Raw genomic sequence first — 26,666 nt, forward strand, 5'->3', positions numbered from 1 at the left:
TGAAACGAATGAGAGTCATTTGTAAATGACCTGATTCCCCCTTGTCAATCAATATTCCCTACCTTTGATAATTATTAGTGGATTGACAAGAAATCGTGGAGCCAGAAAAAAAGTATCAGCTATCAATCAACACATCGGATCAGTTTATAATTGCAAGCTTCAGGGGCAAGGTCACAGCTACTGATATGTTTGATTTGCTGGATGAAGTTTATCAAATGGAAGAGTTCGATCCAGGATTTCCGATGATTTATGATTTTTCAAATTGTACGGCAATCGCGTATCGGATCGAGGTGCTCACTTTTATCGAAAGAATACGGAAACAAAGAGCTGGCCTAAAGATCAAAAAACGAGTTGGGATTATCATTTCAAGCTTGAATCAAAAATTTTTGGTCAAGCTATTTTTGGAATTGGCAAAAGGTATCGGTTTGGAGGTGGAGATGTTTGAGGATAAAAAATCTTGCATAGCATGGATGACCTCAAATGAAGAACTCCAGCAAAAATACCTCGCTGCCCTGGTTAAAAATCAGGAGTTCTGATTTAGCTAAAAAAAAGTCAGCGCTTGACAAAATCAAGGCTGACTTTTCAAATTCGAAAATCGAAAGATTACATTTTTTCGATCACAATAGCCGAGGCACCGCCACCACCATTACAGATACCTGCTACTCCGATATCTCCTGATTTTTTATGAAGAACCGAATTAAGGGTGGTGATAATTCTTGCTCCTGAAGCACCCAGTGGGTGTCCAAGGGAAACTGCTCCTCCGAAGACATTTAACCGATCATTGTCCAAATTCAATTCTCGTTGATTGGCAATAGCGACTGCAGCAAAGGCTTCATTGATTTCATAATAAGAGACCTCATCAGAGGAGACTCCGGCATGTTTTAATGCCTTAGGAATTGCTAAGGCAGGAGCTGTGGTAAACCAAAGTGGATCGGTAGCAGCATCAGCAAAGCCTCGGATTTTAGCTATTGGCTTGAGTCCGAGTTCATCTGCTTTTTCTTTACTCACCAATACCAAAGCAGAAGCACCGTCATTCATGGTTGAGGCATTTGCTGCGCTTACGGTTCCATTTTTATCGAAAACAGGTTTAAGTGAAGGGATTTTGTCAAACATGACATTTTTAAATTCCTCATCTTCTTCCATCAAAATAACCTCACCTTTTCTTCCAGTCATTTCTACAGGAACAATCTCGTCTTTAAACATTCCTGCTTCCCAAGCAGCAGCTGATCGCTTGTAAGATTGTATGGCGTATTCGTCTTGCTCCTCACGCGAAATATTCATTTCCTTAGCAGTGTTTTCCGCACAATTACCCATTGGGAATTTGTAGTACACCTCAAAAAGTCCATCTTTTACCAATCCGTCGATCAACTCGGCATTTCCATATTTGTATCCAAATCGGGCTTTTGGGATATAAAAAGGAACATTTGACATACTTTCCATTCCTCCAGCTACCACCGCATCGTTGATTCCAAGCATAATGGACTGTGCGGCAAGCATCACCGCCTTCATGCCTGAAGCGCAAACTTTATTGATGGTAGTACAAGGAACTTGATATCCAATTCCAGCACCCATGGCTGCCTGGCGTGCGGGGGCTTGACCCAAGTTGGCGGAAATAACATTCCCCATAAATACCTCTTGAATATGGTTTGCATCTACTCCAGACTTTTGGAGTGCACCTTTGATGGCTACAGAACCTAATTCGATGGCAGTCAATCCGGACAGTTTTCCACCAAAACTCCCGATTGGAGTCCGAACGGCAGATACGATATAAACTTCTTTGCTCATGTTAATTTGGGTTTGAATTTCTGAATACTTCTTACCAATCCGGAAGTCCTCGTTTTGGACGTTGGGTTGGCTTCTTTTTATTCTGTTGAATGTATCTCAGTTCGGCTGAATTGAGTGATTCCAAAATCTGTTGGGCTTGCTCTGGCGTGATATTCATAGCCTTGAGTTTTTCTCGCATTTCTTCCAACTTCTTTTGGCGATCGGCAAGATTTGCATCCATTTGATCATTGGCATTTTCTCCCGCATCCTCACTTTTTTCTTGAGGATTTTGACCTTCTTGACCTTCTTTTGCTTTATCGTCTTGGGTTTGTTGACCGTCTTTTTGTTGTTGTTCGGACTCTCCTTTTTCGCCTTCGGAATCTTGACTTTGATTTTGTTGATTTTGCTGTTGCTGATCCTGCTGGTTTTGTTGCTGTTGATCTTCTTGCTCTTTTTCCAGCTTTTCCTTCAATGCTTTTAGTTTTGAGTCATTTGGGTATTTGGATAAGCCATCATTTACTGTTTTGAGCGCATCTTCGGTTTGAGTTTTCACATACGACCTTGCAGCCCGATTAAAAAAATCGGCGGATGTTTGAGCATGGGAAGAAATTTGAACTCCCAAGGCTAGAAGAAATAAAAGGAAGAATAATTTACTTTTCATTGATTTCTACAACGTCTTTTAAGGAACTCATAAAATCCTCATAAGCAGCCACTGTACTGTCTTGCTTCAAGGCGTCTTCTAATAGGTCTAACGCATCTTTAAAGCGGAATTGTTCAACTAAACGGTCTGCTTCTGCTTTTTTCCGTTTGGCAAATTCCGATGGTTCAGGTTTATTCTGCTCCTGTTGTTTTCTTTCTTCGTCTCGTTTGAGCCATCTGGCCAACAATTCATAATTATATCTTGCGACATCGTTGGTTGGATCTTGGATTAAAGCGGATTGAAATTTACTTAAGGCAGCCTGATATTCTTTTTTGTCACCTAAAATTACTCCGCCTTGATTATAAGCCATGGAGGCCAATGGCTTATCAAGACTTTGGCTAGCTTGGTCATACCAAGTAGATGCTTCATCGGGTTTTGTTGCAAATTGATGACTCAATCCCAGATTGAAGCTTAATGCTGGAGAGTTTTGTTCAAATTCGTTGACTAAAACCAAATGATCCTTGGCAGCATCCTCATATCTTGCTTCAGCGTAACTTTTTTCTGCTACTTCGATAGCTCGATTAAGTCTCGTTGTCTTAGTCCAAGAAGCTGGCAAAATAAGTAGTATGGCAATTGTCCATTTTCCCATAGCGACTTAGAGTTTGATGGTTTTGATGGGTAAAATCATATCTAGAAGCGCCAAGGCGAGAGCTGCAAGAAGGAAATAGAAGTATTTATTGGAGCTAGCCTCTACTACTCGAGTATTGCTGGTTCCGCCTTCTAAACTTTCCAGTGAAGAAATAAGTGAACCCATTTCTTGGACTTGATCTGAGATTTCGAAGTATTTACCGCCTGTCTCTATGGCTACTAGCTGGAGTGATTCGGGATCAAGTTTTGAAATCGCGGGTTGTCCTGTCTGTGGATCGATGACTACTCCATTTCCTCTTGGAATTTGTCCACCTTGTGTCGTGCCTATTCCCAACGTGAATACTTTGATTCCATTTTCATACAATTCAGAGGAAATATCTTCGAGATCATCGCCGAAATGTTCTCCATCTGAAATAAGAATAACAGCTTTTGATTTTTCCTCTTGGGATTGATCATTTTGAAATCTTTCCAAAGCCATTCGTAAAGGTGCATTGAGATCAGTTCCCATATTAGGAACCAAACCAATGTTTAATCCATCGATATAAAGGTTGGCGACCGATTGATCATAGGTAAGTGGAAGTTGAAGGAAAGCTTCTGTCGAGAAAATGATCAATCCTATTCGATCCGTTGGAAATGACTTGAGTAATTCTTTCAGCTCAAATTGAATTCTTCGTAGTCGATTGGGGCCAACGTCTGTTGAAATCATCGATTGTGACAGATCGACTGCGATAAAAATGTCTTTTCCTTCTTCTTTGACTTCTTTAAATGAGTTTCCAATCGATGGACCTGCAAACGCAATAAGAAAGAGAATGAAGTATAAGGTCCTAATAATAAGCTTGGTAAACAATCGCTGCTTTTCCACTTTCAGTCGACGATTGATCAACCAAAATCTGGAGATGTAGAGTATGTAAAGCAGAATAAATAATCCCGCCAAAAGTAAGCTTAGTCTGAAGTCTGGATAGGCCCAAATCATGGCTTGAAATTAGGAAGAAAAGCTAAATTTGAAAGCTGAATTGGGATAAGTGCATCGGATTAGGGGATACATTTAAATGAATTAACAAACATTAATTCGCCTGATTCGTTCGGACTCTAAAATCCCACCTCTTCTAGATCTATATGCCGTCAATTCGGATACTCACTTTAATTTCTTTCTTTTTTTTAACGCATGGCTTGTTTTCCCAAAGTCAATTGGTAATTCAGGGTGAAGTGATTGATTCGAATACCGGCCAACCTTTGATCGGAGCCTCGATTTACCTTGAAGGGGCAGTAGAAAAAGGAGTCGTTTCTGACCTCAATGGGAAATTTTCTTTAAAGGTGGATGGGCTTCCAGCTCGATTGGTGATTTCATTTATTGGATATGAGTCCTCGGTTCGGTCGATCCAGGCGAATGATTTATCCAAATCGATCCGGTTTTTTCTAAAGCCAGAAGATTTATCCTTAGAAGAGATTATCATTCGGGAAAGAAGGGCAGATGAGCAGGTGAGAAGCCTTGAGATGGGAAAGTCTTCTGTTCCCTTGGAAACCATCAAGAATATTCCGGCGCTTTTTGGTGAAGTAGATTTGCTGAGAAGTTTGCAGTTACTTCCAGGGGTTCAAACAGCGGGAGAGGGGACTACAGGTTTATTTGTGAGAGGTAGTTCAGCCGATCAAAATCTGGTTCAACTTGACGGAGCTCCGGTTTTCAATCCATCTCATTTCTTCGGAATTTTCTCGGTATTTAATCCAGATGCTTTAAACAAAGTCGATTTATACAAAGGAAATATGCCAGCGAGTTTTGGAGGAAGGGCCTCTTCGTTGGTGGATGTTTTTTTGAAGGAAGGCAATTTGAATAAACTTAGAGCAGAGGGAGGAATAGGGACGATTTCTTCAAGGCTTACGATTGATGGTCCTATTGGAGAGAATGGTTCCAATTTCATAATAAGTGGAAGAAGAACCTATGCTGATCTATTCTTGAAACTTTCATCCGATGAAAGCTTGAAAGATAATCGACTTAATTTTTATGATTTAAGTGGAAAGTTTTCTTTTCGATTAGGAGAGAAAGACAAATTGACCATTAGCTCCTACCAAGGAAGTGATTTTTTGGGATTGGAAAATCAGTTTGGGTTGGGTTGGTCTAACTGGGTAAATGCAGTTAATTGGAATCGAGTAAAGTCTGAAAATTCATTCTTCGATTTACAAGCCTACCATTCGAGATATACCTATCGTGTGGAATTTAATGATCCGGAAAATGGATTTGATTGGAGTAACAGTTTGGGAGAGACAGGACTTAAAGCTATTTGGACTCAAAAATGGAGCAACAACCTTCAACTTCAAGGGGGAATCCAAAGTAGTTGGTACCATTTTTCGCCAGTGGATCTTTCCCCAGCTCCAAATAGTGCGATTCAATCCATCAAGACATCTCCCAAAAATGGAGTTTTGAATGCCTTGTTTTTGGGATTGAATAAAGACATTTCTCCTAAGTTGAGTACGGAAGCTGGAGTACGATGGGGGCTTTATCAGCAAATAGGTCCCGGTACGGAATACACTTACCCAAATGAGATCCCAAATCGAAATGAAAAATTGGATTCAATTGGATATAAGGCCTTGGAATCCATGCAATTTTACCAGGGGCTCGAGCCTCGAATTGCATTCCGATATTTGATTAATGAGCAGTTTTCAATCAAAACTGCCTTCAATCGGAATTTTCAATATCTACAAATTGCAACCAATAGTTCTGCAGGATTACCCATCGACCGATGGGTTCTTGCTGATCGATACATTCGCCCAATACGAAGCGACCAGATTTCCTTAGGCCTGTTCCATAATTTTGATCAAGATCGTTGGGAGCTTTCTCTTGAAGGTTATTACAAAGATCTAAATCACGTGATTGATCTTCGAAATGGAGCCCAAGTCTTATTCACGGATCAAGTTGAGACGGAGCTCCTTTCTGGAGATGGCTGGTCTTATGGAATTGAATCTTTACTTCGAAAAAATTCGGGAAAAACCACAGGATGGATCGCTTACACTTGGTCAAGAGCTTGGAGAAAAATAGAAGGAGTGAGTTTGGGGCAAGCTTACAATCCACGATTTGATCGGCCTCATGACATTACGTTAGTGGTAAACCATGAATTTTCCTCTGCATGGTCCATGGGGATTACTTTCGTCTATACCTCAGGTCTTGCAGTTTCATTTCCAGTTGGTACTTATCGTTTAGATAATCAAACTGTGCCACTATATTCTGATTTTAGAAATGAAGATCGTTTTCCAGATTATCATAGGATGGATGCATCTCTCACTTGGAGAAATCCAGATAAGGGAAGAAAATGGAAGGGGAGCTGGAATTTTAGCGTGTACAATCTTTACGGTAGGAAAAATCCATTTTCTTACGAGTTTAGGACCATAACCAATAATGATATTCGATTTGAAAATCCTGACGGGGAAGTGTTTAGCACAAGACCAGGAGTGGTAATGACCTATTTGTTTTCGTTCCTTCCTTCTATCACCTACAACTTCCAGTTTTAATGAAGAATCCTTCGATAAATTTCAAGAAGATGAAATTGAGCATCAATTATTCGGTTCTTACGCTAGTTGCAATTCTTCTTTTTGGTTGTCAAGAAGAAGTGACTTTGCCATTAGGAGAAAAAGATGCTCCTGTGCCCATTGTGGAAGGGTATTGGACCGATCAGGGACCATACAATGAAGTGAAGTTTGGGTTTTCGCAAGATTACTATGACACGACAGGGTTTGTTCCAATCACTGATGCGTCCATCGAAATAGTCTCCCTTTCAACAGGTCAGTCCTTTCCATTCATTTATGTTAATGGCACCAAATCCTACAAACCTGTAAATCCAAATCGAACAGGTAAAATCGGTGAGTCTTATGCCCTGAAGATCAATTGGAAAGATCAAGAATATATTGCTCAAGGCGAACTGCTAGCACCACCTATTCTGGATAGTTTAACTTGGAAATTTGAAGAAGAGAGACCCTTTCGGGATGCTGGATATTATGTGAAGGTTTATGGGAAAATTCCATTTGTAGAAAACAATAATTATAGGATTCGGGTGATTGAGAATGATACCCTTAAAAATCAGCGGGAAGATTACCTGCTATTTGACGATACATTTGGATTGAGATTTTTTGAGCAAGGATTGGAATTGGGGTATGGATTTAAAGAAAACGATCGGGTGCGTCTTGAACTTTTTCGCCTCAATCAAGATGCATTTGATTACCTCAATCAGTTGGTTAACCTTCTATTCAATGATGGAGGGTTATTTAGTCCCCCACCACAAAATCCTACAAGTAATATTCAAGTGTCCAAAGGAGGCGGAGAAGTGCTTGGTTATTTTGCGGTCACTCCCGTTTTGGTTAGGACTTTAGTGATTCAAGAAAAATACGACTAGAGTATCTGATAGATTGTTTAGGTGTATCGTTTTCAAATGATTTTATAAAAGAAAAATTTGATATGGTTTGTTCAAATCATTTAGGATTACTATTTTTTCGTAATTAAAACTTATCACCAATCATATTATGGAAGAATTAAATCATCACGAAGAACAAATTATGTCGATTTTCTGGAATCAAGGCGAGCTTTTGATTCGAGATATTTTAGACCAATTGGAAGACCCAAAACCTCCATACACTACGCTGGCATCGACTATTCGAAATATTGAAAGAAAGGGATACTTGAGTCACCGAATGTATGGCACAGTAAATATTTATAAGCCTGTCATCTCTCGAGAGGAATACAGTAAGAAAAGTATCAATCGATTGGTTGGAAATTTCTTTGGAGGCTCGGTAGGAAATTTTCTCTCATTTATGGTCAAGGAAAAGAAGATCTCCGAAAAGGAAATTAAGGAAATGAAGCAATTGATTAATCAAATGGATGATTCTTCGAAATAATGGTAGGAGCTTTAATCTATATTTTTGAGTTTTCAATTGCCTTGGGTGTTTGCTTAGCAGTATATCGATTACTGTTAAGCAAGCTTACCTTTTTTTCATGGAGTAGATTTTACTTATTGTTATCAGTTTTTTTTTCAGCTAGCCTTCCATTAATTCCTTTCCCGACCTTTTTTTCCATTCCTAATTTGGTTGAATATTCACTCCCAGAATTTGTTACAGGTGGTGGATCGATAGACTCAGGGATTCAGGATTATTTTTCGATTTCGAACTTGATTTTGATTGGATATTTAACAGGAGTACTCGTCGTATTTATCCGATATTTCAAGGAATGGATAGCCATCTATGGTCTGATCAAGAAAGGCCGAAAAATTTATCAAGAAGAATTCAAACTTATCATTCATCCTTCCTCAAGGCCTTCGTCATTTTTCTCATACATCCTGTTGCCAGATTTTTTGGAGAATGATCCGCTTTTCGATCAAGTGTTATTGCATGAGAAAATGCATGTCAAGCTCAAACATAGCTGGGATTTAGTTTTTATGAATATTGCGAAAGGCATCTTTTGGTTTAACCCATTGATATATCTTTTTGAAAATTATCTTAGAGAAGTTCATGAATATCAGGCAGATCAAGGTGTAACAAGAAAATTTTCAGTAAAAGGATATGCGAGTCTTTTACTTGAGATTCTGAAAATTGGAACAGAAAGTCAAATGGCATCCGGTTTTGAAGGGTCTCAAACCAAAAAACGAATCATGATGCTTGCAAAAGGCCATTCGAATCCAAAATTTAAATGGAGGTTTTTGGTTGGAGTTCCGGTTATATCGGTTTTATTACTTTTTTTCTCTTGTGAGCATGACCTTGATGAAAGCTTCTCATCTCAGGTTCAGCAAGTGATTCGAGAGGAAGGAGTTCAATTGAATGAATTACCACCTCCTCAACCCCCGTTTAAAGCCCAGCCCGTTTCAGATGAAGTATTTGATATTGTGGAAAATCAACCCAAGCCTCCTGGGGGTACCATGGAAAGTTGGAATTCTTACTTAAATGAAAATTTGGTTTATCCAGAAAGGGCACGAAGACTTGGTGTAGAAGGGACTGTTATTCTTGTTTTTGTGATCTATGAAGATGGTTCTGTTCATGATGTTGAGGTACTTCGAGGAATTGGTGGCGGAGCTGATGAGGAAGCTGTTCGTGTAGTTTCAGCATCCCCAAATTGGGAACCGGGTAAACAGCGAGGTAGAGTGGTAAAGACAAGAATGAGATTACCAATTCGATTCAAGCTTTGATAGATTAACCGAAGTTCTAGCTTAAACTTCTGGTTGTTTGTTTATTACAGAAATTAATTAAAAGAAATAATGAAGATTATGACAATTAAAAAAGGAGTAATACTTGCTCTAGTTATGGGAATGGTGTTTTTGGTTTCCGGAAAGAGCTATTCCCAAGAAGTCGTCTTGTCAGAAGTTGACGAAATGCCCACACCTCCTGGTGGAATGGAAGGATTTATTAAATATGTAATGGATAATTTGAAATATCCTACCAAGGCAAAAGAGGATAAAATAGAAGGGACTGTGGTCCTAACTTTTATTGTCAAAGAAGATGGTAAAGTGGAATCTGTGGAAGTTTTAAGAGGAATAGGAGGGGGCTGTGATGAAGAAGCAGTTCGGATCTTGGAAAATTCAGATTTATGGGTTCCAGCTAAAAAAGACGGGAAAAATGTTTCCGCTCGAATGAGACTCCCTGTTAGATTTAAATTGTAGGATTTTTGATTTTAAATGTTTGATAATCAAATAAAAAAGCCTTTCCAAAATGGGAAGGCTTATTTTTTAGCAGATTGTCCAAAAAGAAGGAAGGAAGAAAAAGTACCAAACAGTCCTTCCGTGTAAAAATTCAGTCTTTTAAAAAGGAGAAGTAAAAGTTGTTTATCACCCGAGACAAATCTAATGAAAATATTCAAAAGAAAAACAATTCTAAAATTATTATTTTTTTCAATTGTATTATTATATTAATAAAAAATAGGAATAAATTGATTTGGTTAAATAGCTTGATTAGGCTTTTTCTTGGTAAACAATTGGTTAAGGATTTTTTGATAAAAATGCATGGAATGGTAAGCCCTCAGTTTGATTCAATGGAGTCAATCAATTTTCTCCCTCGCGTTTAAAAGCCTGGTGGAATGGCTTCTTTATTTTGAATATCAGAAAGGCGCAAAGGGCTACAAAAAAATCCATCTTAAAGATGGATTTAAAAGTATCCAAGAAAGAAAATTGTCCTTTAATCGGATTTATGGTCCATTAGACTATTGAACAAGACTATTTCTCAATTTTCTCATAACTGGCAATAACACCACGAACCATAGCAGAGCTAAAGCCTTGATGTTCCATTTCGTTAAGCCCAACTATGGTACAGCCTTTAGGAGTGGTGACCTTGTCTATTGCAGCTTCTGGATGAAGGTTTTTTTGGATCATAAGCTCCGCGGCACCTTTGACAGTTTGGTTTACAATTCTGCTTGCAGTTACAGCATCAAATCCAATCTGTATTCCTCCTTGTATCATCGCTCTAATAAATCGAAGGACGTAAGCGATTCCGCAGGCTCCTAAAACAGTTGCAGCTTCCATCAAGGATTCGTCTATGGAAATCGTAAAGCCGACTGAATCAAAAAGTTCTTTGACCAATTCAATCTGAATTTCATTAGCCTTTGTATGGCAAATACAGGTAACTGATTCTTGGATGTCTGCAGCAATATTTGGCATTGCCCGAAAGGCTACCATTTCCAAATCAATCTCCTGATACATTTCCTCCAATGTAATTCCGGTCGCCAAGGAAATAATCACTTGATTTTTGGCATCTAGTGAAGGTTTTATTTCATGTAAAATGGTCGAAACATTGTATGGTTTCACCCCTAAAAGTATAATATCTGCTTCCTTAGCAGCATAAAGGTTGTCAGTAATGACTTGAACTCCTTTTTCTTTAAAACTCGAAAGGCTATTTGTATTTCTTTTAGTTAAAATCAAGTTTTTGGGATCGAAACTTTCAAGACTTAGAAGTCCGTTTGCAATAGAGGTCCCCAAATTTCCGCAACCTATGATGGCTATTTTTTTTGTTTTAATCATGATAATTCAATGAATGTCAGTTTCGATTAGATAAAGGTAAAAAAATACCTTGTTTTATTATGATTTTGACAAATAAATATCCCGATTATTGTATTAGATCGGTTTTTCTAAATTAAAATTTAGAATAGTATGATTTACATTATGTAAAAAATACTTTACATTTGGTAAAATAAAGTTTACTGATATGTTGACAAATATTCTTCTACCTACTCGGTTTTTAAAAATCGGATGGTTTGTTTTGATTCCCTTTGGGATACTCTTGTTTGCGACCAATTACTTCGACTTTAGCTTCGCGTTTTTGGATTTTCCTCTTCCTGTGGGTGGGTTTTTCCAGTTTTTGGATCAAAACTTCACCAATGAACTTGCGCTTCTGGGAGTTTTTATTGGATTGTTTTTTGTTTCTTTCTCTAAACAGAAAGAGGAAGATGAGTTTATCCAAAAATTAAGATTGGAATCTTTGCTGATCGCATTTTATATCCACACTTTTATTTTGATCCTTGGAACCTTGCTTTTTTATGGCTTAGTCTATTTGGAGTTTATGGGATACAACATGTTTACTCTTCAAATTATTTTCATTCTTCGTTTTCAATGGGTTTTAAATCGAGAGCGGAAGTCTCTTCAAATAGTCTAGGGAATGAAAAACTCAATCAAAGTAGAGCGGGCAAAAAGAGATTTTACACAGCAAGATCTGGCGGACAAGGTTCAAGTAAGTCGACAAACAATTAATTCGATTGAATCCGGGAAATATGTGCCTTCTACAGTTTTGGCTTTAAAAATTGCTCGGGTTTTTGAAGTAAGGATCGAAGATATTTTTGAACTTGAGGAAAGCGATTAGGGCCGTTTAATTTAAATGACTTCTTGGGTTTTAAATTGCTTTTTTCTTGTACTGTGATTTTGAGAAAAATAATTATGAAGTTTTCTATAATCTTTATCGCACTCCTATTGATTAGTGCTCAAGCCGTCAGATGTCAAATTTTCAAGGAGGATTCAACGGTAAAAGTGATCGCCTATTGGGATTTAAATGAATCCTACACCTATTCGGTATTATTTGAACAATTTGAATTGGTTGGAGAAGATACAGTAGATCGTACTACCACCACCTATTTAATTGATGCAATAGTGATAGACTCTACTTCTAATTCTTATAAAATGCGATGGACTTATCGGGATTTGAAGGTAGAAATGCCCGATAAAGATTCTACTTATTCAGACTTGATGAATAAACTTATGGGGCTGTCAGGCGGAGCTGTTGTAGAATTTGAAACAGATGAATTAGGCGGTTTTCAAGGAGTGACCAATTGGGAAACAATTCGTGATTATTACAAGGTAGCTTCCGATAGTATGAAAAGTTATTTTGGTCAAATTCCTCAAGTCAATGATTTCATCGATCGAATGATGATTGGGTTTATGACTAAAGAGGCGATCGAGAGTAGCAGTATAAAAGATGTTCATCAATTTTTGAATTTTCATAGTGCCGAGCTAAAGTTAGGAAGACCTGAATTTTCTACCATGAAATTTCCTGATGCTACCGGGACTGAATTAATGGATGCGCTTGTTTCCATTGAGGTAACAGGGATTTTTCCCGAAGACGACGATTATGCAGTTTATTCCAAAGTCGATGTAAATCCCGATCAATTAAAATCAGTGGCCCGAAAAAATGTAAGGAACCTACTTCCCAATGCTTCCGAGGAGGAATTAGATCAAGTTTTTGAACAAATGGGTGAAATTTGGACTGAAATTGAAAACTACGCTGTAATTCACTATTGGGGATGGCCTAGATATACCAAGGAAGTCAGAAGGGCAGGCTCAGCATTGAAAAATAAGGTTGAAATTAGAACAATTGAGATTATCTAAGCTGAATACAGGTCGGATTTGAAAATTTTCACACGGTTGCCATCGTTAAAATCTTAACTTTGAAGCCCAGATTTATTGTTTAATGCCCAAGTTAATTCGAATTACCACAGTTCCTCTTTCGCTTAAGCTCCTTCTTTCCGGTCAAATGAAATATATGAAAGATCATGGATGGGAAGTGTTGATGGTGAGTGCTGATGGTAGGGAAATAGCTCAAGTGGTTAAAAAAGAAGAGGTTGACCATTTTATTGTTCCGTTTACAAGGAAAATAACACCAATTCAAGATTTGAAATGTCTTTTCAAATTGTATAAGCTTTTTAAAAGAGAGAAGCCAGATATTGTTCATACTCACACACCTAAAGCAGGTTTACTGGGGATGATTGCTGCAAATTTGGCGGGGGTGAAAATTCGTATTCACACTATTGCTGGTATTCCCGCAATGGTAGCAGAAGGTAAAAAGAAGGGGATTCTTGAATTGGCTGAAAAATGGACTTATGCGAATGCTACAGAGGTCTGGCCAAATTCAAATGGACTTTACAAGTATGTTTTGGAAAAGGGGCTTTGCCCTGAAAAGAACTTAAAGCTCCTAGGTAGAGGATCTTCCAATGGTGTAGATTTGACAAAGTTCAATAGGAATGCCCTTAAGGAAAATCACCTGGTAGCTGCTACAATGCGAATCATGCCTGGAGAAGAGGATTTTATAATCTTGGCAATTGGCAGATTGGTGAAAGATAAGGGAGTAGAAGAACTAGTTCGTGCATTTTTGAATTCCAAAATTGTCAATAAATCAAAGCTAGTGCTATTGGGAGCCTATGAGCAGGATTTAGATCCGATTTCTCCCGAGATTATTCAAATGATTCAGGATCATCCTCGGATTGTCCAGATTGACTGGACTGATCACGTTCCTCATTACATGGCTATTGCTGATATTCTGGTACATCCTTCTCATCGTGAAGGATTTCCAAATGTCTTGCTTGAGGCTGGAGCCATGCAATTACCCGTAATATGTTCAGATATAATTGGAAATAATGAACTGATCAAGCAACAAAAAACGGGTCTTCTTTTTCCTGTTAAGGACGAGGAGATACTCAAAGAGGCGATTGAATTTGCCTTTGTGAAAAGAGATAAAATGGCTCAATATGCCGATAATTTATATCAGGAAGTAGTGGATAATTTTGACAGGAAAAAAATCCATACAGCTATATTCGCTCAATATCAACGACTAATTCAGATGGTCTAGCCTCAGGAATAGATTATATTTGAACATTATTTACCCTCCGAACTAATTTATATGAAGTTCCTCGTGACCGGTACAGCCGGATTTATTGGATTCCATGTCGCAAAGTATTTGATTGATCGTGGAGATGAGGTGGTTGGACTGGATGTAATCAATGACTATTACGATGTTAATTTAAAATTTGCCAGACTTGAATTTCACGGAATTGAGAAATCTGATGTGAGTTTTGGTAAGATTTCGAAATCAAATAAGTTTCCTAATTATAGATTCATAAGGCTTGATTTGGTGGAGAAAGAATCTTTGATGACACTATTTGAGCAGGAAAAGTTTGATGTCGTAATTCATCTTGCCGCTCAAGCTGGTGTAAGGTACTCCTTGACAAATCCTGAAGTATATATTCAAAGTAACATTTCTGCCTTCTTGAATATTTTGGAATGTTGTCGCTTTTTTCCTGTAAAGCATCTTGTATATGCATCAAGCAGTTCGGTATATGGTTCCAATGAAAAAATGCCTTTTTCAACTTCGGATTCGGTAGATCACCCGATTTCTTTATACGCTGCTTCCAAAAAAGCCAATGAGCTCATGGCTCATACGTATAGTCACCTTTTTGGTATTCCGACCACAGGGCTTCGCTTTTTTACAGTGTATGGGCCATGGGGTAGACCTGATATGGCTTTATTCCTTTTTACAGAGGCTATCCTGAAAGGAGAACCAATCAAGGTTTTCAATTATGGGGAAATGAAAAGGGATTTTACCTATATCGATGATATTGTACAGGGAGTTGTAAAGGTTGCAGATAAGCCAGCTAAAGCAAATCCTGATTTTGATTCAAAAAATCCAGATCCAGGAAGTGGCAAGGTACCCTACAAAGTATATAACATAGGAAACTCTTCACCGGTCAGACTGCTCGATTACATTCATGCCATTGAAGATGGATTGGGTAAAAAAGCGGAAATGGAATTACTGCCGCTCCAGCCTGGGGATGTTCCAGCTTCTCATGCTGAGGTTTCGGATTTGGTCAGAGATATGGATTATAAACCAAACACAACAATTCAAGAAGGAGTCAAAGCTTTTACCGACTGGTATTTATCATACTATAAAAAGTAACCCATGTCAAAAACTATTTTAATCACTGGTGGGGCAGGATTTATTGGAAGTCATGTAGTTAGACTTTTTGTTAATCAATATCCGGAGTATAAAATTGTCAATCTCGATGCCCTGACTTATGCTGGTAACTTGGAAAACCTCAAAGAAATTGAAGGTGCCCCTAATTACTTTTTTGAAAAAGTAGATATTCAAAATGCTGAGGAATTGGAGTTTGTTTTTAAGAAACATGCTATTTCAGATGTAATTCATCTCGCAGCAGAGTCTCATGTGGATCGATCTATCTCAGATCCACTTTCATTTGTGAAAACCAATGTATTTGGAACAGTAAACCTATTAAATGTCGCCAAATCCGCTTGGGCTGGGGAATTAGATCAGCATCTTTTCTACCATGTGTCAACAGATGAAGTTTATGGCTCGCTTCATGATGGTGGATTTTTTGTGGAGACTACTCCTTATGATCCGCAGTCACCTTATTCCGCATCCAAAGCTGCATCAGATCATTTTGTACGTGCTTATTCCAATACTTACAAAATGAAAACTGTGGTTTCAAATTGTTCAAACAATTACGGACCCAATCATTTCCCAGAAAAATTGATTCCGCTTTGTATCCACAACATTAAAAACATGAAGCCGCTTCCTGTCTATGGAAAAGGTGAGAATGTTCGAGATTGGTTATTTGTAAAAGATCATGCCCGAGCTATCGACACAGTTTTTCATAAAGGAAAGCCTGGTGAGACCTATAATATCGGGGGCTTTAATGAATGGAAAAACATTGATATCGTCCGCTTGCTTTGTAAAAAGATGGATGAAAAACTAGGTCGTGAACCCGGAATTTCAGAGACCTTGATCACATTTGTGCAGGATCGTGCAGGTCATGACCTTCGATATGCAATCGATGCGACTAAAATTCAACAAGAATTAGGCTGGGAACCTAGTCTTCAATTTGAAGAGGGAATTGAACTTACCATCGACTGGTATCTAGCCAATCAAGAATGGCTAGAACATGTTACTACTGGTTCCTACCAAGAATATTATAAAAATTTATACGACAATAGATAAAATGAAAAACCCCGAGATTTCTCGGGGTTTTATCGTTTAATAGAGTGTCCTAAATCGGATCGTTCCAGGAATATTTTTAAGTGCTTCGATGGCTTCACTTTCATAGACCTTGTCGATATCAGTGATCACGTAGCCTATTTTTTCATTGGTTTTCAAATACTGGCCTACGATGTTAATGTTATAGCCTGCCAATACTTGATTTATTTTGGCCAAAATACCAGGTTCATTATGATGAATATGAATCAATCGATGTGCATCCTTAAGGAATGGCAATTGGATATTTGGGAAATTCACGGAATTAAAGGTGTTTCCGGTATTGATGTACTCCATAATTTTACCTGGTACAAATCGAGCGATGTTTTCTTGTGCTTCCAAAGTACTACCTCCAATGTGTGGAGTCAGAATGGTATTTGGTAGTCCGATTAGTTCGGAAACGAAAGGCTCTTTATTGTTTTTAGGCTCCTCAGGGAAAACATCCACTGCGCATCCAGCTAGATGTTCAGACAGAATAGCTTCTTTTAGTGCCTTAATATCCACGACGTGGCCACGGCTTAAATTGACCAAGATGGCACCAGGTTTCATTTTTTCGATTTTTTCTTTGTCGATGAGGCATTTGTTGTCTTTTCTGCCATCCACGTGAAGAGAGATTACATCGCAAGTCTCTAACAACTCATCGAGAGAATTTAATTTGGTCGCATTTCCAAGAGCTAATTTTTCGATAACATCATAGTAGAAAACATTCATCCCCATGTTTTCAGCCAAAACTGAAAGCTGGGAACCGATATTTCCATACCCTACAATTCCTAGTTTTTTACCTCTGATTTCAAAAGACCCGGTGGCTGATTTATCCCATTTGCTTTGATGCATCCCGACAGATTTGTCGAAGAATCTTCGCATTAAGAAAATAATTTCTCCAATGGCCATCTCCACCACGGAGCGGGTATTTGAGAATGGTGCATTAAAAACGACAATTCCCTTGTCTTGGCAAGTTTCTAAGTCGATTTGATTAGTGCCAATACAAAATGCCCCAATAGCTAAAAGTCGGTTAGCATTATCAAGCACTTTTTTGGTCACATTCGTTTTAGATCGAATCCCAAGGATGGATACATTTTTGATTTTTTCACAAAGCTCATCTTCGCTCATCGCACCAGTGGCTACCTCTACTTGATAGCCTTCTTCGCGTAAAAGTTCCACCCCGATAGGATGAACATTTTCTAGCAAAAGGACTTTGATTCTGCTTTTAGGGTAAGAAAACTTCGTGTTCAATTTATTGATGTATAAGATTTCGTCGAAACTAGGTGCGATATGATCAGCTTGACTGGTCACTTTTGGCCGATGCACGTTTTCGGTAAATGCGTAAAATTTATTAGCGAGTCCAGAGGCCTTTATTTCATAATCAGTGTATCCGTCACCGATTACATAAATATCCCCTTCCAAATTGACATTACGGATAGTTTCTGCCTTTCCATTGTTTTTGGAAAGTGGATTGTCTCGATTGAAGTCGATGATTTTTCCGTTTTCATCATATACAAAATCATTGGCAAAGACATTTTCCTTTTTGATTCCGTAGTCGGATACGATCGGAATGATAAAGTCTTTAAATCCATTGGAGATGATGTAAATGTCCTCAGCGTTTTCCCTAAGCCACTCCTTATTTCTTTCGAAGGATTTAGAGACCTTTTGTTTAAGGGCCGCAATCAATTCATCAATTTGCTCACGACTAGCCTGTAAAATATGGAGGCGTTGTTCAAGACTTTCTCGGAAGGTAATTAGACCCTCCATTCCTTTGTCTGTGATGTCTTTAATGGATTGAAGTTTGGATTCCTGATTTGGATCTCCTTTTAAAGAAATTTCGCCTAAAATATCTAGGGCTTCTACTCTTGTGAAAGTACTATCGAAATCAATGATGAACTTTTTGGTCTGTGGCATTAGTACAGGGTCAATAGGTTTTGCTCTGTAAAATTAAAGGAATGTTAAAGAAATTGAATTTTTATTGACTGAATTAATTCAAAAACTTTTATTCATTGAAAAAAATTAAAGACCCGATTTTGGTGCTACCGACACAGATTCCATTTTTGGTTGAAAAGAATTAGGCTAAATTTGAATTCTAATTTATTTAATCATGAAAAGATCACTTTTAATTCTAGGCACCCTTTGTTTGATGACTACCATTTCTTGCAAAAATGGTGAATCTGAATCTGCTCAAACTACACATGAGGTTGTGGGCGAAGCTGATGTTATTCCAGGAAATTACGGCGATATCATCGAGGTGGAGCAAGTTTCTGATTTGACAGCGATGATGACTACAGTTGAGGCCGAAGGGACTTTTCGAGGAGTAATTGAAGGAGAGATCAAAGAAGTTTGTACTAAAAAAGGGTGTTGGTTTGCTATGGAGTTGCCCAATGGTCAATCCATGCGTGTAACCTTTAAGGATTATGGTTTTTTTATCCCAACCAATTCTCAAGGATTTCCTTTGGTGATGGAAGGGGTGGCTACCTTAACCGAAACTGATGTAGAAACACTTCGCCACTATGCTGAAGATCAAGGAAAAAGTAAAGAAGACGTGGAATCCATTGTAGAACCTATGCGAGAAATAACCTTTGAAGCAGTAGGAGTGAAGATTAAATCAAAAGCGTAATGGCTATAGCATTGGATAATCTTAGGGTAGGAAGAGTGTACCGATTAATCAACCAAGGAGAAATTAGAAAGATTGAGATTGTTTCTAGACTGTCCGACGATAATTTTAAAATTAAGGACTTAGATACCTTGGAGTATTATACCATTCACGAACTTCTCCAGTGGGGAAAGGGTAAAGATTATGATTTAGACGAAATAAGATAAAAGGGACTATTTGTCCCTTTTTCAGTTTTATTCGGCTCAAATCCTCTCGATGGGTAACAAAAGTCACTCGAAAATCTTTCACCAAAAAATAAATTTGAATCAAAATAGTCATCATGTCAAAATCACTTGGATTAGCAATTGCCTCTTGTAAATGCCCCCACTGTCGAGAAGGGAAGTTGTTTCCAGTTTCTCCCTTTAGTTATCGAAAATTATCTGCTACAAATAAAAAGTGTGAAGTATGTGGGGTTAATTTGATTCCAGAACCAGGTTTTTATGATGGTGCAATGTATATCAGTTATGCATTCTCGGTGGCTTTGGTGATTACATCTTTGGTTGCTGTTACGGTACTAGTTAAAAAGCCAGAGTTGTGGATGTATATGAGTACGGTAGTGGTTTTGAATATTATTTTGTTGCCTGCGATGTTAAGGTATTCAAAGACACTCTATCAATTTGGTATGGGAAAGTTAAAATATCGAGGCTTCTGATCTGAAACTTAATGACTTCCTGTTGGTTTAGGACTCAAACACCTACCAATGAAAAAATTTATGATGAAAGCTTGGGTGGTTTACATCCAAGCTTTTTTTTATTCGGTTGCCGGACTCAATCACTTCCTTAATCCTGATTTCTATCTTCCTCTAATCCCAGAATATCTCCCCAATCACGGACTAATCAACCTTATCGCAGGATTTATAGAAATTTTATTGGGGCTTGGTATCCTTTTTAAAAATTCCAGAAAATGGGCAGGGTATGGAATTGTGGTCATGTTGATATCCTTTATCCCGTCCCATATTTATATTATCCAAATTGGAGGCTGTGTGGGTGGTGGGCTTTGTGTTCCACTTTGGATTGCTTGGGTCCGTTTACTCTTTATTCATCCATTATTACTCATCTGGGCAATTTCACTAACTCATTTTAGGTTTGATTTTCGCTGAAAATCAATGAAATGATTTTTATGATGATAGTAAAAATCTTTTATTGTTAATATTACTAACAAAAATGAAAGAAAAGCAAACCTTTCTTTTTGCATCATCGTTACATTCTCGAAATCGACTGAATTATGGAGTCAATCCTCAGAAAACTCAGAGTAGAAGTAAATTCAAATCTATACCTCAAGGATCCATTTAGTTCGGATTTAGGGACCTCTATTGTTCAATCAGCTGCTCAGTTGTTGCTGGAGGTGGGGTTGGAGAATTTTACCTTTAAAAAGTTAGCCTCTCATATTGGTAGTACTGAAGCCGCGATTTATCGCTATTTTGAGAATAAGCACAAGGTACTTTTATACCTGAATGCTTGGTATTGGGCTTGGATGGAGTATAATTTGGTCTATGCCACTGCTAATTTAAAGGATCCAGAAGAGCGCTTGGCTGTGGGTCTAAAATTGATGGTATTAGGCCCGGTATATCCTCAAAATGATCATTTGGATCCATTGGTACTCCGCCAACTTGTTATTCATGAATCATTGAAAGCATATTTGACCAAATCAGTCGACGAAGAAGAAGAGTCAGGTATGTTTTCTCAGGTATATAAGTTTAGCGAGAGGATTTCAAGTATAATTACCGAAATCAATCCTGAGTATGAATTTCCAAAAACGCTGGTTTCAACGGTTTTGGAAGCTAGTCTTCTTCAGTCATTTAATGCCATGCACCTACCAAACCTTACGGATCAAGCTATGGGAGTGGAGCAACGATTTAATTTCTTTCATCAATTAGTGACCAAAACAATCAATAATGGCTAGTTCACGTACTGATATCACACCGGTCAAACGCTTCTTTGGATTACTAAAGGAGGAGAAGAGTCAAGTTTATTCCATTTATTTCTATGCGGTTTTGAATGGATTAATTACCCTTTCTCTCCCACTGGGAATTCAGGCGATTTTGAATTTTATCCTTGGTGGAAGGATTACCACCTCCTGGGTAATTTTGGTTTTGATTGTGGCTCTTGGGGTAATTTTTAGTGGATTTCTTCAGATTTCCCAACTCCAAATCATGGAAAAATTACAGCAGCGTATTTTTTCCAAATCTGGGCTTTCTATAGCTTACCGCCTTCCAAAGATTAAAACCGAAATTCTTCATGGAGAATATGGGCCAGAAATAGTCAATCGGTTTTTTGATACCGTAAATCTTCAAAAGGGTCTTGCAAAAATCTTGATTGACTTTTCTGCAGCGTTATTACAGGTAATTTTTGGATTACTACTGCTTTCAGTTTACCATCCTACGTTTATTCTATTCGGATTGGTCTTGATTGGATTGTTAACCTTGATTTTCTATCTGACTGGTCCAAAAGGAATGGAAACTGCCTTGAAGGAATCTTCTTATAAATACCAAACTGCCTATTGGCTTCAAGAGGTTGGTCGGACTCTCAATTCTTTTAAACTAGTGGGAAGTAATAGACTGCCAATCTTAAGAGCCGATAAGTTGATTCAAAAGTATGTGGAATTCAGATCCAAGCATTTTGGAGTTTTAATCTTTCAATACAAAGTCATGATTGCCTTTAAAGTGCTAATTGTGACCAGTTTATTGCTTGCTGGAAGTTTGTTGTTGATTAATGATCAAATTTCAATCGGACAGTTTGTAGCGGCCGAAGTGATCATCGTTTTAGTGGTTAATTCGGTTGAAAAACTGATCCTTTCTTTAGAAACCGTGTATGACACCTTGGTTTCCGTTGAGAAATTAGGACATGTGATGGATCTAGACTTAGAGCATCAGGAACCCTCTGAAAAAATCATTCAATCCCAACCCGAGGGTTTAAAGTTTTCTATGGAAGGGGTTGTTTTCCAACCTCAAGATGCGTTAGAGCCGATATTAAGAGGGGTTGATTTGGAAGTTCTTCCTGGTAAGAAAGTTGTGCTGACTGGACCAAGTGGAAGTGGAAAGAGTGCATTGATGGCTCTTTTTGCAGGATTGTATGAACAATACGAAGGTAAAGTGAAGGTCAATGACCTTTCCTTGGAGTTAATCAATCTGGATAAATTCCGTGCACAGGTGGGCGATTTTCTTGAGCTTCAACAAATCTTCCATGGGACTATCAAAGAAAATATTCTCATGGGAAGGGACTATGACGAGAGTCAGTTAAGCTATATTCTAAGCCTAGTCGGCTTGAATGAATATGTTTATCAATGGCCGATGGGATTGGAAACAATGCTTCAGCCTGAAGGTAAAGGTCTATCAAAATCTATTGCGCAGCGAATTGTATTAGCTCGAGGTTTGGTTGGTCAGCCTAAAGCTCTGATTATGGAAAACATGATGGACTATTTGGAGCCAGAGATTAAGGATAAAATAGTCAACTATGTGATGAAGGGAAATTGGACTTTGTTGCTAGCCTCTGATCAAGAGAATGTGTTGAAATTGGCTGATTTGATTTTAGTAATGGATAGAGGTAAGGTGGCCTATTATGGTGATTTTGAAGGGTATAAAAAATTTAAAGCATAAAAAGTCATGATGAATATTTCGCCAAATCGAATTCAGGACGCAATTCCTTTCAGCGGAGCAAAAAGTCTTGTCATGACGCTCCCAAGAAAGGAAAGTCAAAAGCGAGTTCGGATTCTAACAGGAGTTCTACTTGCTGCTTTCGTAATGCTCTTCCTTCCATGGACACAGAATATCCGATCTAAGGGGTATGTCACAGCCTTGAGACCAGATCAACGTCCACAGACAATTCATTCCATAATTGCTGGTCGAATAGAAAAATGGTATGTAGCTGAAGGAGATTTTGTCCAAGCTGGTGATACCATTCTTAGGATTTCAGAGGTTAAGGATGAGTATTTTGACTCCTTGCTTTTACCAAGAACCCAACAGCAAGTAGAAGCGAAATCCCAGACAGCTCGTTCGTATGGAGATAAAGTTGGGGCCTTACAGGATCAGATTGCAGCCTTGCAAAGAAATAATGTATTAAAGCTCGAGCAGGCAAAAAATAAAGTTCGAATATCTGAATTGAAGGTTCAATCGGACAGTATCGAACTCGTACAGGCAAAGGTCAATTTTGACATTGGAAAATATCAGCTTGAGCGTGCTGAGGAGTTATTTAAGGAGGGATTAAGATCCTTGACCGATTTGGAAGGAAGAAGGTTGAAATTTCAGGAGGTTCAGGCCAAATTGGTTTCCTCGGAAAACAAATTGTTAAGCAGTAAAAATGAATTAATAACTGCTCAAATTGACCTTGACGCAATTGACAATGATTTCAAAGACAAATTGGCAAAGGCAGAGTCTGATATGTACACGGCTATGTCTTCTCAATTTGATGCCGAAGCCTCCGTTACAAAATTGGAAAATCAATATTCCAATTATCAGCAGCGATCTCAATACAGATATATTTTGGCTCCCCAAAATGGATACATCGCCAAAGCTATCCAAGTAGGTATAGGTGAGACCATCAAAGAAGGGGCGGAAATTGTCAATATAGTTCCTGCTGAGGCAGAACTTGCTGTCGAAATGTATGTTCAGCCGGTTGATTTGCCTTTGATTAAGGCGGGTAATCGGGTAAGATTTATTTTTGACGGTTGGCCTGCCATTGTCTTCTCAGGTTGGCCTCAGATTTCGAATGGAACATTTGGAGGAGTAGTGGTAGCGATTGATCAATTTGCAGGACCAAATAATCAATATCGGGTGTTAGTAACCCAAGATCCAGAAGAAGACAATTGGCCAGAGCAATTACGAATTGGATCAGGTGCGGATGGAATTGCCCTCCTCAATGACGTTCCTGTTTGGTATGAAATATGGCGTCAATTGAATGGATTCCCAGCAGATTATTATACACAGGAGCAAAAAGAAAAATCACCTGAACTAAAGAAATGAAACGATTTGTAATCTTTTTCTTGGTTCTTTGGAATGCCTCGCCAATTTGGGCTCAGGACAGTTTGAGATTAGGCTTTGATGATTTTTTGCTGTGGGTAAAAGATAATCATCCGATATCTGCTCAGGCTGAAATCAACTTGACCATGGGTAGAATGGAGGTCAGGCAAGCTAGAGGAGGGTTCGATCCTCTTATTTATGGGAATTTGGATCAAAAGGAGTTTAAAGGAACAAACTATTATGATAAAAGAGAGGCCGGAGTAACTATTCCCACTTGGATGGGGGTAGAGTTCAATGGTACCTTTGAACAAAATAATGGAACTTATCTCAATGCTGAAGGTACTGTTCCCAATGGTGGGTTAATTGCCGCTGGGGCTTCGGTGAATTTAGGTCAAGGGTTAATCCTTGATGACCGAAGGGCTACTTTACGAAAGGCTCAAATCTACCAACAGGCTACAGAAGTTGAACGGGCTAATATGCTAAATCAACTGTATTTGGATGCAACTGATGCGTATTGGAAATGGTCTTTAGCTTTTGAAAATCTAAAGGTTCTCCAAGAAGGCGTAAAGTTGGCTGAATTTAGATTTGGTGCAATCCGAAAAACGTATCAGCAAGGTGATAATGCAGCTATTGATACGGTGGAAGCTTATTCACAATTATTAAATCGACAATATCGACTTCAAAATGCTCAAAATGCCTTTTTTGTAGCGAGACAAAACTTGAATACATTTCTCTGGGATGATTCTTCAGGTAATCCTATGGAATTGAATGAAGGTGTCATCCCAGATGGTTTGTTCGAAAGTTTTACCTGGGTGCCAAATGAGGAAGAACTTAGAACATTAATAGCTAACCACCCAGAGCTTCGGATTAAAGATTTTGATTTGGCGAGTTTAGAGATAGATCGCAAGCTGAAAAGTCAGCAACTTCTTCCGGTTGTCAAACTGAAATATAACTTTATCAATGAGCGATTTTCAGATTTGAATCAATATGCCTTTTTTGAAAACAATTACAAATGGGGTGTCTCGGTTTACACCCCTGTTTTCCTTCGGAAAAGTCGGGGAGCTATAGGTCTTGCAAAAGCTAAAATTGATTTCAAGCAAAGTGATCGGGATTTAAAAGAAATCCAATTGAGATATAAACTTGAGTCAGAATTAAACAGCTGGATGATTTTAAATCAGCAAATCGAGACATTTAAGAAAAACGTTGCGAGTCTTGATGCGTTATTTCAAGGCGAAACTAGAAGATTTCAAATCGGAGAATCTAGTTTGTTCTTAGTAAATGCTCGCGAGGTGTCTCTTTTTGATTCACGCCTTACCCTAAATGATTTAGCGAGTAAACTCCGAGTTTCGTATGCAAAAACCCGCGTTGCAGCTGGTTTAGGGTTTGAATAAACACTAGTTGTTTTCAGATTGGATCTCCTCAACTACTTTTTCCCAAGTTTTGTCCCAAGTGATATTAAATTGCTCAGACAAAACTCGGGAAAGTTTTTCTTGGATGGAATTTCCTATCGGGAGTAGTGAGAAGTAAGATTTTATGTCTTCTTGATCTCTGATTTTTTCTGGTTTTTCAATATAGGTGAGTAGGAGATAAAGCAATCCTTTTGCTGTTTTTTGAGGGATTAGCCCTGAATGATTTAGATGAAATTCAATAATCGGTAAAAGTCGACTTTTGAATTTTGAAAATGCATTCAGCGAAATGTCATAAAATTTATGTGCCATAAATGGATTAGCAAATCGATCCAAGATTTCTCTTGAGTAGGCAATCGTCTCCTCCTTGTCAAATGGAAGGGTAGGGATGATTTCCTGATCTAATAGGTCAATTACTTCCATTCTTAGGTTAGTATTACCTATAAATTCACTAACTGTGTCATGTAAATTTAAATAGATGGATTTTGCTGTCATCCAAGTATGGCATCCATTCAAGATTCTAATTTTTCGTAATGAAAATGAATCAATTTCAGATGCAATGGTGATTCCAGGATTGTTTTCAACAAAGGGTAGGAGATGGAAATTGGGTTTTTGTGACTCAATTGCCCAAAAACTATAGGGCTCAACTTGTACAGTTAATTGGTCTCCATCCAGTTGAATGGAATCAAGATTGGAAGGATATCCAGGTACGATCCGATCGACTAGATTGTTGAAGAAGTGTACCTTTTGGTTGATCCATTCCGAAAAATCATTGGGAAGCCCCCAATGATCCGCATGTTTAAGTACAAATTCTTTTAATAAAAAACCATTTTTTGGTAACAATTCACAAGGCAGCAGGATCGTTTCGGAATCTGGAAGTTTGGTAAATCTTACATAAAGCCACTGGCAAATTCTGCCCGCAAAGGATTCCGCAAATTGTTCAAATTTGTCTTCCGTTTTCCAGACTAATCCAGCCTCTGTAACATTGGAAATGATCCATTTAACTTCTGGTTTTCCTGCAAATTCGAAGAATTTATCTTGATCAACTGGAAGACTAATTCCCGATTGGATGCAGGTGATTTTTTGAGTGTTTTGGATTTTTTCTCCATTTTTTATCCCTGCTTCATATAAAAAATATTGAAAATTTTGTCTTTCAAGTTTTTCAAGTGTATTCCCGTTTGTAGACTGTATTATGCAGATGTTCAGAGGTTTATTGTAGTATGAATATCTTTGAATGATTGGTTCAAAAAATCCTCGCAAAAAATTGCCGGTACCAAATTGGAGGATGTGTATTGGGGTGTTGGGGTTTTCCATCTTTTTACCAAGATTGTGTAAAACTTAATCTAT

The 26,666-nt window shown here is 38.2% G+C and carries 27 protein-coding genes; 20 read left to right on the forward strand and 7 right to left on the reverse strand.

Annotation, left to right across the window (positions count from 1 at the left end; all coding sequences use genetic code 11):
• Positions 1-95: 95 nt before the first annotated feature.
• Positions 96-536: a hypothetical protein gene (locus AO498_RS10180; RefSeq protein ID WP_067546918.1), complete on the forward strand. Its 441-nt coding sequence runs from the start codon at positions 96-98 to the stop codon at positions 534-536.
• Between the two features lie 67 nt (positions 537-603).
• On the opposite strand, the gene AO498_RS10185 is transcribed toward AO498_RS10180, so the two are convergent.
• Genes AO498_RS10185 through AO498_RS10200 form a run of 4 tightly spaced genes read right to left on the reverse strand, consistent with a single transcriptional unit; the run spans position 604 to position 4,025 of the window.
• Positions 604-1,785: an acetyl-CoA C-acyltransferase gene (locus tag AO498_RS10185; RefSeq protein ID WP_067546920.1), complete on the reverse strand. Its 1,182-nt coding sequence runs from the start codon at positions 1,783-1,785 to the stop codon at positions 604-606.
• 31 nt (positions 1,786-1,816) lie between these two features.
• Complete coding sequence (locus AO498_RS10190) at positions 1,817-2,425, reverse strand: hypothetical protein (RefSeq protein ID WP_067546923.1); 609 nt, start codon at positions 2,423-2,425, stop codon at positions 1,817-1,819.
• Entirely contained in the window at positions 2,415-3,053 is a 639-nt protein-coding gene (locus tag AO498_RS10195) for a tetratricopeptide repeat protein (protein ID WP_067546926.1), read from the reverse strand. The genes AO498_RS10190 and AO498_RS10195 overlap by 11 nt, the downstream gene beginning before the upstream one ends.
• 6 nt (positions 3,054-3,059) lie before the next feature.
• Positions 3,060-4,025, reverse strand: coding sequence for a vWA domain-containing protein (locus tag AO498_RS10200; RefSeq protein ID WP_067546929.1), 966 nt, complete (start codon positions 4,023-4,025; stop codon positions 3,060-3,062).
• 143 nt (positions 4,026-4,168) lie between these two features.
• Here AO498_RS10200 and AO498_RS10205 point away from each other — a divergent pair, with 143 nt between their 5' ends.
• From AO498_RS10205 to AO498_RS10225, 5 genes are all read left to right on the forward strand, one after another.
• The gene (locus tag AO498_RS10205) at positions 4,169-6,553 is read left to right on the forward strand and encodes a TonB-dependent receptor (RefSeq protein ID WP_192842553.1); all 2,385 of its coding nucleotides are present in this window, start codon (positions 4,169-4,171) and stop codon (positions 6,551-6,553) included.
• A gap of 29 nt (positions 6,554-6,582) precedes the next feature.
• The gene (locus tag AO498_RS10210; RefSeq protein ID WP_067550411.1) at positions 6,583-7,431 is read left to right on the forward strand and encodes a DUF4249 family protein; all 849 of its coding nucleotides are present in this window, start codon (positions 6,583-6,585) and stop codon (positions 7,429-7,431) included.
• Between the two features lie 127 nt (positions 7,432-7,558).
• Positions 7,559-7,930 carry a BlaI/MecI/CopY family transcriptional regulator gene (locus AO498_RS10215; protein WP_067546932.1) on the forward strand — a complete coding sequence of 124 codons (372 nt, stop codon included), beginning with the start codon at positions 7,559-7,561 and terminating at the stop codon, positions 7,928-7,930.
• A 116-nt stretch (positions 7,931-8,046) separates the two neighbouring features.
• Positions 8,047-9,210 carry a M56 family metallopeptidase gene (locus AO498_RS17435; RefSeq protein ID WP_236778588.1) on the forward strand — a complete coding sequence of 388 codons (1,164 nt, stop codon included), beginning with the start codon at positions 8,047-8,049 and terminating at the stop codon, positions 9,208-9,210.
• 78 nt (positions 9,211-9,288) lie between these two features.
• Complete coding sequence (locus AO498_RS10225; protein ID WP_236778589.1) at positions 9,289-9,681, forward strand: energy transducer TonB; 393 nt, start codon at positions 9,289-9,291, stop codon at positions 9,679-9,681.
• Positions 9,682-10,230: 549 nt separating this feature from the next.
• Here the strand turns inward: AO498_RS10225 and proC are convergent.
• The gene (gene proC, locus AO498_RS10235; protein WP_067546943.1) at positions 10,231-11,031 is read right to left on the reverse strand and encodes a pyrroline-5-carboxylate reductase; all 801 of its coding nucleotides are present in this window, start codon (positions 11,029-11,031) and stop codon (positions 10,231-10,233) included.
• 184 nt (positions 11,032-11,215) lie between these two features.
• On the opposite strand from proC, the gene AO498_RS10240 reads away from it, so the two are divergent.
• From AO498_RS10240 to rfbB, 6 genes are all read left to right on the forward strand, one after another.
• Positions 11,216-11,662, forward strand: a complete 447-nt coding sequence (locus AO498_RS10240; protein ID WP_067546946.1) for a hypothetical protein — start codon at positions 11,216-11,218, stop codon at positions 11,660-11,662.
• Positions 11,663-11,665: 3 nt separating this feature from the next.
• Complete coding sequence (locus AO498_RS10245) at positions 11,666-11,866, forward strand: helix-turn-helix transcriptional regulator (protein ID WP_067546949.1); 201 nt, start codon at positions 11,666-11,668, stop codon at positions 11,864-11,866.
• A 74-nt stretch (positions 11,867-11,940) separates the two neighbouring features.
• Positions 11,941-12,885, forward strand: a complete 945-nt coding sequence (locus tag AO498_RS10250) for an RNA-binding protein (protein WP_067546952.1) — start codon at positions 11,941-11,943, stop codon at positions 12,883-12,885.
• Positions 12,886-12,967: 82 nt separating this feature from the next.
• A complete protein-coding gene (locus tag AO498_RS10255; RefSeq protein ID WP_067546954.1) occupies positions 12,968-14,122 on the forward strand; it encodes a glycosyltransferase family 4 protein in 1,155 nt (384 codons plus the stop codon).
• Between the two features lie 51 nt (positions 14,123-14,173).
• Positions 14,174-15,226, forward strand: a complete 1,053-nt coding sequence (locus AO498_RS10260; protein ID WP_067546957.1) for an NAD-dependent epimerase — start codon at positions 14,174-14,176, stop codon at positions 15,224-15,226.
• A 3-nt stretch (positions 15,227-15,229) separates the two neighbouring features.
• Positions 15,230-16,285, forward strand: a complete 1,056-nt coding sequence (gene rfbB / locus AO498_RS10265; protein WP_067546960.1) for a dTDP-glucose 4,6-dehydratase — start codon at positions 15,230-15,232, stop codon at positions 16,283-16,285.
• A gap of 36 nt (positions 16,286-16,321) precedes the next feature.
• On the opposite strand, the gene serA is transcribed toward rfbB, so the two are convergent.
• The gene (gene serA, locus AO498_RS10270) at positions 16,322-18,214 is read right to left on the reverse strand and encodes a phosphoglycerate dehydrogenase (protein WP_067546963.1); all 1,893 of its coding nucleotides are present in this window, start codon (positions 18,212-18,214) and stop codon (positions 16,322-16,324) included.
• Between the two features lie 193 nt (positions 18,215-18,407).
• Here serA and AO498_RS10275 point away from each other — a divergent pair, with 193 nt between their 5' ends.
• From AO498_RS10275 to AO498_RS10310, 8 genes are all read left to right on the forward strand, one after another.
• Positions 18,408-18,923: a DUF4920 domain-containing protein gene (locus tag AO498_RS10275; RefSeq protein ID WP_067546966.1), complete on the forward strand. Its 516-nt coding sequence runs from the start codon at positions 18,408-18,410 to the stop codon at positions 18,921-18,923.
• Positions 18,923-19,126 carry a hypothetical protein gene (locus AO498_RS10280; RefSeq protein ID WP_067546969.1) on the forward strand — a complete coding sequence of 68 codons (204 nt, stop codon included), beginning with the start codon at positions 18,923-18,925 and terminating at the stop codon, positions 19,124-19,126. Before AO498_RS10275 ends, AO498_RS10280 begins: the two co-directional genes overlap by 1 nt.
• A 113-nt stretch (positions 19,127-19,239) precedes the next feature.
• On the forward strand, positions 19,240-19,611 hold the full coding sequence (locus tag AO498_RS10285; protein ID WP_067546972.1) for a DUF983 domain-containing protein: 372 nt from the start codon (positions 19,240-19,242) through the stop codon (positions 19,609-19,611).
• A gap of 48 nt (positions 19,612-19,659) precedes the next feature.
• Positions 19,660-20,058, forward strand: a complete 399-nt coding sequence (locus tag AO498_RS10290; protein WP_067546975.1) for a DoxX family protein — start codon at positions 19,660-19,662, stop codon at positions 20,056-20,058.
• Positions 20,059-20,183: 125 nt separating this feature from the next.
• Positions 20,184-20,861, forward strand: a complete 678-nt coding sequence (locus AO498_RS10295; protein ID WP_067546978.1) for a TetR/AcrR family transcriptional regulator — start codon at positions 20,184-20,186, stop codon at positions 20,859-20,861.
• Positions 20,854-22,554 carry a peptidase domain-containing ABC transporter gene (locus tag AO498_RS10300; protein WP_067546981.1) on the forward strand — a complete coding sequence of 567 codons (1,701 nt, stop codon included), beginning with the start codon at positions 20,854-20,856 and terminating at the stop codon, positions 22,552-22,554. The genes AO498_RS10295 and AO498_RS10300 overlap by 8 nt, the downstream gene beginning before the upstream one ends.
• Positions 22,555-22,560: 6 nt before the next feature.
• Positions 22,561-23,916 carry an HlyD family secretion protein gene (locus AO498_RS10305; protein ID WP_067546984.1) on the forward strand — a complete coding sequence of 452 codons (1,356 nt, stop codon included), beginning with the start codon at positions 22,561-22,563 and terminating at the stop codon, positions 23,914-23,916.
• Positions 23,913-25,304 carry a TolC family protein gene (locus tag AO498_RS10310; protein ID WP_067546987.1) on the forward strand — a complete coding sequence of 464 codons (1,392 nt, stop codon included), beginning with the start codon at positions 23,913-23,915 and terminating at the stop codon, positions 25,302-25,304. The genes AO498_RS10305 and AO498_RS10310 overlap by 4 nt, the downstream gene beginning before the upstream one ends.
• A gap of 3 nt (positions 25,305-25,307) precedes the next feature.
• Here the strand turns inward: AO498_RS10310 and AO498_RS10315 are convergent, their stop codons facing one another.
• The gene (locus tag AO498_RS10315) at positions 25,308-26,633 is read right to left on the reverse strand and encodes a mannitol dehydrogenase family protein (RefSeq protein WP_067546990.1); all 1,326 of its coding nucleotides are present in this window, start codon (positions 26,631-26,633) and stop codon (positions 25,308-25,310) included.
• Between the last annotated feature and the right edge of the window lie 33 nt (positions 26,634-26,666).

Origin of the sequence: Algoriphagus sanaruensis, assembly GCF_001593605.1 — a bacterium.
Taxonomy (GTDB): Bacteria; Bacteroidota; Bacteroidia; order Cytophagales; family Cyclobacteriaceae; genus Algoriphagus; species Algoriphagus sanaruensis.

Bases quoted from the DNA above. Each gene is read 5' to 3' on its own strand.
- AO498_RS10185 (WP_067546920.1), bottom strand. From the start codon at position 1,785: ATGAGCAAAGAAGTTTATATCGTATCTGCCGTTCGGACTCCAATCGGG.
- AO498_RS10190 (WP_067546923.1), bottom strand. From the start codon at position 2,425: ATGAAAAGTAAATTATTCTTCCTTTTATTTCTTCTAGCCTTGGGAGTT.
- AO498_RS10195 (WP_067546926.1), bottom strand. From the start codon at position 3,053: ATGGGAAAATGGACAATTGCCATACTACTTATTTTGCCAGCTTCTTGG.
- AO498_RS10200 (WP_067546929.1), bottom strand. From the start codon at position 4,025: ATGATTTGGGCCTATCCAGACTTCAGACTAAGCTTACTTTTGGCGGGA.
- AO498_RS10205 (WP_192842553.1), top strand. From the start codon at position 4,169: ATGCCGTCAATTCGGATACTCACTTTAATTTCTTTCTTTTTTTTAACG.
- AO498_RS10210 (WP_067550411.1), top strand. From the start codon at position 6,583: ATGAAATTGAGCATCAATTATTCGGTTCTTACGCTAGTTGCAATTCTT.
- AO498_RS10215 (WP_067546932.1), top strand. From the start codon at position 7,559: ATGGAAGAATTAAATCATCACGAAGAACAAATTATGTCGATTTTCTGG.
- AO498_RS10225 (WP_236778589.1), top strand. From the start codon at position 9,289: ATGACAATTAAAAAAGGAGTAATACTTGCTCTAGTTATGGGAATGGTG.
- proC (WP_067546943.1), bottom strand. From the start codon at position 11,031: ATGATTAAAACAAAAAAAATAGCCATCATAGGTTGCGGAAATTTGGGG.
- AO498_RS10240 (WP_067546946.1), top strand. From the start codon at position 11,216: ATGTTGACAAATATTCTTCTACCTACTCGGTTTTTAAAAATCGGATGG.
- AO498_RS10245 (WP_067546949.1), top strand. From the start codon at position 11,666: ATGAAAAACTCAATCAAAGTAGAGCGGGCAAAAAGAGATTTTACACAG.
- AO498_RS10250 (WP_067546952.1), top strand. From the start codon at position 11,941: ATGAAGTTTTCTATAATCTTTATCGCACTCCTATTGATTAGTGCTCAA.
- AO498_RS10255 (WP_067546954.1), top strand. From the start codon at position 12,968: ATGCCCAAGTTAATTCGAATTACCACAGTTCCTCTTTCGCTTAAGCTC.
- AO498_RS10260 (WP_067546957.1), top strand. From the start codon at position 14,174: ATGAAGTTCCTCGTGACCGGTACAGCCGGATTTATTGGATTCCATGTC.
- rfbB (WP_067546960.1), top strand. From the start codon at position 15,230: ATGTCAAAAACTATTTTAATCACTGGTGGGGCAGGATTTATTGGAAGT.
- serA (WP_067546963.1), bottom strand. From the start codon at position 18,214: ATGCCACAGACCAAAAAGTTCATCATTGATTTCGATAGTACTTTCACA.
- AO498_RS10275 (WP_067546966.1), top strand. From the start codon at position 18,408: ATGAAAAGATCACTTTTAATTCTAGGCACCCTTTGTTTGATGACTACC.
- AO498_RS10280 (WP_067546969.1), top strand. From the start codon at position 18,923: ATGGCTATAGCATTGGATAATCTTAGGGTAGGAAGAGTGTACCGATTA.
- AO498_RS10285 (WP_067546972.1), top strand. From the start codon at position 19,240: ATGTCAAAATCACTTGGATTAGCAATTGCCTCTTGTAAATGCCCCCAC.
- AO498_RS10290 (WP_067546975.1), top strand. From the start codon at position 19,660: ATGAAAAAATTTATGATGAAAGCTTGGGTGGTTTACATCCAAGCTTTT.
- AO498_RS10295 (WP_067546978.1), top strand. From the start codon at position 20,184: ATGGAGTCAATCCTCAGAAAACTCAGAGTAGAAGTAAATTCAAATCTA.
- AO498_RS10300 (WP_067546981.1), top strand. From the start codon at position 20,854: ATGGCTAGTTCACGTACTGATATCACACCGGTCAAACGCTTCTTTGGA.
- AO498_RS10305 (WP_067546984.1), top strand. From the start codon at position 22,561: ATGATGAATATTTCGCCAAATCGAATTCAGGACGCAATTCCTTTCAGC.
- AO498_RS10310 (WP_067546987.1), top strand. From the start codon at position 23,913: ATGAAACGATTTGTAATCTTTTTCTTGGTTCTTTGGAATGCCTCGCCA.
- AO498_RS10315 (WP_067546990.1), bottom strand. From the start codon at position 26,633: ATGGAAAACCCCAACACCCCAATACACATCCTCCAATTTGGTACCGGC.